The 4,776-nt window shown below is 61.1% G+C and carries 8 protein-coding genes; all 8 read right to left on the bottom strand.

Features of this window, described 5'->3' with window-relative positions; all coding sequences use genetic code 11:
* Positions 1 to 121: 121 nt before the first annotated feature.
* On the bottom strand, positions 122 to 370 hold the full coding sequence (locus EYQ95_RS25810) for a hypothetical protein (protein WP_132332022.1): 249 nt from the start codon (positions 368 to 370) through the stop codon (positions 122 to 124).
* 330 nt (positions 371 to 700) lie between these two features.
* Positions 701 to 1,051: a DNA-binding transcriptional regulator gene (locus EYQ95_RS25805; protein WP_207916698.1), complete on the bottom strand. Its 351-nt coding sequence runs from the start codon at positions 1,049 to 1,051 to the stop codon at positions 701 to 703.
* Entirely contained in the window at positions 1,041 to 1,358 is a 318-nt protein-coding gene (locus EYQ95_RS25800) for a transcriptional regulator (protein WP_207916695.1), read from the bottom strand. The genes EYQ95_RS25805 and EYQ95_RS25800 overlap by 11 nt, the downstream gene beginning before the upstream one ends.
* A gap of 401 nt (positions 1,359 to 1,759) precedes the next feature.
* The gene (locus EYQ95_RS25795) at positions 1,760 to 2,191 is read right to left on the bottom strand and encodes a hypothetical protein (protein WP_132332018.1); all 432 of its coding nucleotides are present in this window, start codon (positions 2,189 to 2,191) and stop codon (positions 1,760 to 1,762) included.
* Positions 2,192 to 2,248: 57 nt separating this feature from the next.
* The gene (locus EYQ95_RS25790; protein ID WP_132332016.1) at positions 2,249 to 2,932 is read right to left on the bottom strand and encodes an AbiV family abortive infection protein; all 684 of its coding nucleotides are present in this window, start codon (positions 2,930 to 2,932) and stop codon (positions 2,249 to 2,251) included.
* A gap of 78 nt (positions 2,933 to 3,010) precedes the next feature.
* The gene (locus tag EYQ95_RS25785; RefSeq protein WP_132332014.1) at positions 3,011 to 3,421 is read right to left on the bottom strand and encodes a hypothetical protein; all 411 of its coding nucleotides are present in this window, start codon (positions 3,419 to 3,421) and stop codon (positions 3,011 to 3,013) included.
* Between the two features lie 69 nt (positions 3,422 to 3,490).
* Positions 3,491 to 3,904 (bottom strand): MAPEG family protein, encoded by a 414-nt coding sequence (locus EYQ95_RS25780; RefSeq protein WP_132332012.1) that lies wholly within the window; start codon positions 3,902 to 3,904, stop codon positions 3,491 to 3,493.
* A 68-nt stretch (positions 3,905 to 3,972) separates the two neighbouring features.
* Positions 3,973 to 4,635 carry a hypothetical protein gene (locus tag EYQ95_RS25775; RefSeq protein ID WP_165924866.1) on the bottom strand — a complete coding sequence of 221 codons (663 nt, stop codon included), beginning with the start codon at positions 4,633 to 4,635 and terminating at the stop codon, positions 3,973 to 3,975.
* Positions 4,636 to 4,776: the final 141 nt, after the last annotated feature.

The following is a 4,776-nucleotide window of genomic DNA, read 5'->3' as shown; positions in this document are numbered from 1 at the left end:
CGAGATGTGGCCGAAGACGACGGGAAACCTCGAGCGCCACCGCTGAACACGGCCAGGCCACGTACACAGCTAACACCTGAGTTAAGCCGCGCCGCGAAGCGGCGTCGGCTTGGACGAATTGTTAGGCCGCACGCCAGCGATTCCTGACGCTTGCTGCCAAGAGTGCCAGCACGACCAATGACATTGGCTCGACTTTCCCGCTCGCTAGATAGCGCTGGGCAGTGTACGTGGCAAAGGCCGAAAAGACCGCGGTGGCGACGACGAGCAGGAGCTTAGCCAGCCAAGCCCTGCGTTCCAGAACGCGCTGGGTCGCTTGAGCCTGCATATCAAGCAGCGGTTGCATTGCAGACGTAATGTCTTTCGGGTCCATGCGTTCCTCCCTATGCGGCCTAACACCGGAGTTAAGCCGCGCCACGAAGTGGCGTCGGCTTGGACGACTAGTTAGCGATCACACGCCGAGGAACCTGCCGGCTGTGAACCGCGCGAGCCTGGATTCTGCCACGGCCCACGCCCCGTCCGCCGCGGCGCCGAAACCGCATGCGCCAGCCAAGCAGCACCGCGGGCACTGACCGATCTGGAGCGGAAGAGCTTTCACCGCGGGCGAGAGACTGGCCGCCGAGTGCGGCCGCGAGCTCGGCAGCACGAGCCGCCTAGTGAGCCGCTAGAACAGCTGCAACCAGTGTGAGCGCTAACACCTGAGTTAAGCCGCGCCGCGAAGCGGCGTCGGCTTGGACGAATTGTTAGGCCTTGGCTGCATGACCTCCCGCAGCACTTTTGGGTGGCGCGACACAATGCGAAGCAAGGTTTCCGCCGCGCCCGAAGGCTGGCGCCGACCTTGCTCCCATTGCTGGAGCGTGCGAGGCGAGATATGGAGCGCCGCGGCAAACTCCGACTGGGACAGACCGCACTTGAGCCGGGTCTCGACCACCTCGTTCGCCGAGACCGAGTACTCGGCTCCGGCCTTTCCAGCCTTCACATCCCGGATCGCCTGGAGCAGCTCTTCCCCGATGTTGCGGGACGCATCCCGCTTGGCAACCGACTTACTCACCATGGCCAAGTTCCTCCGCGATCTGGCGCAGTACATGCGCAGGAATACTGTCTCGTGCACTCTTAGAGTAGATGGTGAGCAGGACGACCTTTCCCTGCCCCAGCCACACCGTATAGATGACTCGAACACCACCGCGCTTGCCTGAACCGGGCCGCGACCACCGGATCTTCCGACAGCCGCCCGAGTGCGGAATGACATCGCCGGCCTCGGGATTTGCAGCCAAGTAGGTGGCGAACTCCAAGTGCTCTTCAGCCGACCAATAGTCAGGCCACAGCCGGGTGAACAGTGGCGATTCAATGATGGTCAGCACGCTGCGACTATACGCCAATGGCGCATGCCTGGCAAGCTACATCCAAGGCCTAACACCTGAGTTAAGCCGCGCCGCGAAGCGGCGTCGGCTTGGACGAATTGTTAGCTGGCCAGCGGCGGGGCGGACCAGCACGGGATAGGGATACTGCATTTGCTCTACGCCCTGCCGCAATGGGCGAAGCCGGCGAGGGTGGATAGCGACCCCGCGAAACCTTCCTGGGCCGCCCGAAGCCCGCGCCGCTCTAACGCGATGGTTCAAATGCCGGCGCCGGGCAATCCCGCGTTGTGGCCGAAGCGTATCGCGAGACACCGAGCGCTTGAGCCGAAAGCCGGGAGTGCAGGAGGGACAGCTAACACCTGAGTTAAGCCGCGCCGCGAAGCGGCGTCGGCTTGGACGAATTGTTAGGTGCCATGCCCGCTAGCCATGGACAGCACCGGGATCAGGACCGCAAGGAGGCCCGTGCCGCCTACGACTAGGAAAGACAAAACGAATCGCTTGTTACCCAGCCCCGCCAAGCCCACTGGAATGTACTGCTGGACGTTCTGGTCCGTGTAGAGCTGCTGGAGCGACGCGTGGACCGCGGTGCAGATTCGGCGGCTATTGATCAGCGCCAAAAGAGCGGTGCAGGACACAAGCAGGGACCCGGCGGTGAATAGCAAGAAGATCAATAGGTTGCCGCGGCCATCGGCGATGCTGTCCGCCTGCGCCCAGTTGACGAATAGCACGAGAATGTTGAACAGCACTCCAGAGACCACAAAAACGGTATCCGCTCGGCCCGCGCGGTCGAGTTCCGAGAGCAGTTGGCGATGTACGGCTTCGATGATGTTTCCCATGGCACCTAACACCTGAGTTAAGCCGCGCCGCGAAGCGGCGTCGGCTTGGACGAACTGTTAGGCGGCCGGTTCCGCCGGCTTGAACCGCCTGCCTTTGGACTCGAAGTCTCGACGGTACTCGACTATCGCGTCATGGGTGTTCGGGTACCCCTGTTCCATACGGCTAATGTAATACCACCAAAAGTCTTCGTTCTTCATTAACGCGTTGTAATGCTTTGGATTCAAGCTGAACACGTGGTCTTCGTTGGCCGATCTCGCCTCCGGCGGCCGCGCTAAGACGTTCTGTTTAGCGGCTAAAAGGCAGTCATTCGCCAGGCGCACGCACGAAAGCGCATGCTTTTCTTCAACTACCGCGTTGGGTCGACTGATGGTCCCATTTGCCGCCAGATCGGTGTACATGGCGGGCTCGCGGCCATTCTGAAGCGCGACCATGAGTTCTGCAGCTTTTTCTGCTTGTTCTCGCGGGTTGACGCAAAGGAAGCCCATAAAGGCGCCCCGGATCTTGGACTTGTGATCGCCTATTAGGCGCTCGACCCTAGAAACGACCGCAGGGTTAGCCAAGTTCCTTCCTTGCGCATCGTGAGCCGCAATAGCTTTCCCGGTTTCCTCGATAGACGCGACGGCGAGAAAGTATGCGCGGGCAAAGTGCCCATGGGCTCCCAGAAGAGCGGCTTCCTTGGCCAACGCAGCCGCGTTGTCAGCAGCGGCTTGGCTTAGCTCTTTGAGCTCTTCGATCTTCATAGTCGGGAGAACCCGCTCAAGGCCGCCTAACACCTGAGTTAAGCCGCGCCGCGAAGCGGCGTCGGCTTGGACGAATTGTTAGGCCCTGCCGGCGAAATGGTGCAACAGCCGCCGTGCGCCCGAACCCAGTGCTGCCCCCATTGCGACGAGAGCGCCGTACAACGCAATGACAAATGGCGCCATACCCGAAAAAGCGCCGAGCGGCAGGACCAGAAGCACGAAGGCACTCTGGCCGACGATGGTGCCCAGATAGTGTGCCCAGAATGGACCGCGCACCACCAAGGCTGCAACCAGGCCCGCCAAAAAAAGCGACTGAAAATACAGCGTAGGGTTGCCATCCCACGGTTCCGGATGGCCGAAAGCGGTGGGGGAGACTGCCCAGATGAGCCCGCCAAAGGCTGCTGAGAGCGCTCCCGCACGCACAGCCAGCCAACGGCGAGCCTTACGAGCGCGCCAAGCGGGTGTGTCGGAGAGTCCTTGAGTCGCCATAGTGCCTCCTGCAGGGCCTAACACCTGAGTTAAGCCGCGCCGCGAAGCGGCGTCGGCTTGGACGAATTGTTAGGCCACTGGGCCGGACACAGCCCGAGCGACCACGAGAACCCAGAGACCTAGTACGGCCAAGAAGTTCAGGGTGAACACAATACCCCTGAGCCGGATATTGCGGGTGCCAATTTGCACGGCGCTATGGAGGATCCGGCCGCCGACGAAAACCCAAGCCAGCGCGACCGCAGCGTGCTCCGGCTCGCCCTGAAGCGCAAGGATGATGCAGGCTGCATAGAAGAGCACCGGCCATTCGAACTGGTTCGACAGATTGGCGCTGATGCGTGGCTCGACAGCGGCAAAAGGGTTGGAGCCATCTTTGGCGCGGCCGATGCCCCAGATGGCCGGCGCACGCGCGACTGTGAGCAGCACATACAGCAGCGCGGCAAGCGCCACGTGCGCGGCCATGGGCAGAATCAGCGACTGCGACATGCTTTCATCCAGTGGCCTAACACCTGAGTTAAGCCGCGCCGCGAAGCGGCGTCGGCTTGGACGAATTGTTAGAGCTCAGGCCGCGCACCTGCATGAAACTCATACCGGAACTCCGCTGGATAGTCGCAGGCCACATAGTGGTGATTGTCTAGCGCATCGCATACAGCGTAACCAAGCATGGCGATGCACTTCTGCTTGGACGACGACAAAACGTTCCTATACTCAGGCTCGTCCACCGCGCGTAGCCCTTCGAAGATGGTGTAGACAGCGCCCCAAAGTGCACTTATGCGGTCATCGCTCATGGTGACGCGCCGAGCGTTAGTGCGGTGCTCGCCTGTGCGCAGCTGCTCATGGCTCTTTGAGCTGAACATGGTCACGAGCACGTGGCCGAGAGGAACATTGGCCAGCTTCTCATGCCTATTTAGGGTCTGATGAAGCTGATCCAGATAGAAATGAAGATCGGCACGCGCATTTGCGAGAAAGCTCTGATCAATCTGATGCTTGTTGAAGCCGACTTGAGAGGACAGCTGCCCCGAGATGATTAGGAGAGTGAGGAACGCAGCGAAGGGCGCATAGATCCCACCCACATACGCACCGAACTCGGCCCACCTAATGTGTTGCGTGGAAATCGACCCGTGGAAATTCAGCGCATAGAGCACCACCGGCGCGGCGAGCAACGCAACGACTCCGATCGCGGCCGCCATTCCTACGAGACGGGGTGGAATTTTCATCCTGAGCTCTAACACCTGAGTTAAGCCGCGCCGCGAAGCGGCGTCGGCTTGGACGAATTGTTAGGGAAGGTCTGAACAACCCGCTCTGCCGCCCGGATTGCGGCATCGTGGCGCCGGCCTGGCGTCGCTTTCGAGCCGGAT

Source organism: Lysobacter sp. N42, from assembly GCF_004344885.1.
The sequence above is the reverse complement of the archived record's forward strand: the minus strand, read 5'-3'. Positions and strand labels throughout refer to the sequence as shown.

What these genes read in the sequence shown, in the direction of transcription:
- EYQ95_RS25785 (WP_132332014.1), bottom strand. Translation starts at nt 3,421, where the DNA reads ATGGCGACTCAAGGACTCTCCGACACACCCGCTTGGCGCGCTCGTAAG.
- EYQ95_RS25795 (WP_132332018.1), bottom strand. Translation starts at nt 2,191, where the DNA reads ATGGGAAACATCATCGAAGCCGTACATCGCCAACTGCTCTCGGAACTC.
- EYQ95_RS25775 (WP_165924866.1), bottom strand. Translation starts at nt 4,635, where the DNA reads ATGAAAATTCCACCCCGTCTCGTAGGAATGGCGGCCGCGATCGGAGTC.
- EYQ95_RS25790 (WP_132332016.1), bottom strand. Translation starts at nt 2,932, where the DNA reads ATGAAGATCGAAGAGCTCAAAGAGCTAAGCCAAGCCGCTGCTGACAAC.
- EYQ95_RS25805 (WP_207916698.1), bottom strand. Translation starts at nt 1,051, where the DNA reads ATGGTGAGTAAGTCGGTTGCCAAGCGGGATGCGTCCCGCAACATCGGG.
- EYQ95_RS25810 (WP_132332022.1), bottom strand. Translation starts at nt 370, where the DNA reads ATGGACCCGAAAGACATTACGTCTGCAATGCAACCGCTGCTTGATATG.
- EYQ95_RS25780 (WP_132332012.1), bottom strand. Translation starts at nt 3,904, where the DNA reads ATGTCGCAGTCGCTGATTCTGCCCATGGCCGCGCACGTGGCGCTTGCC.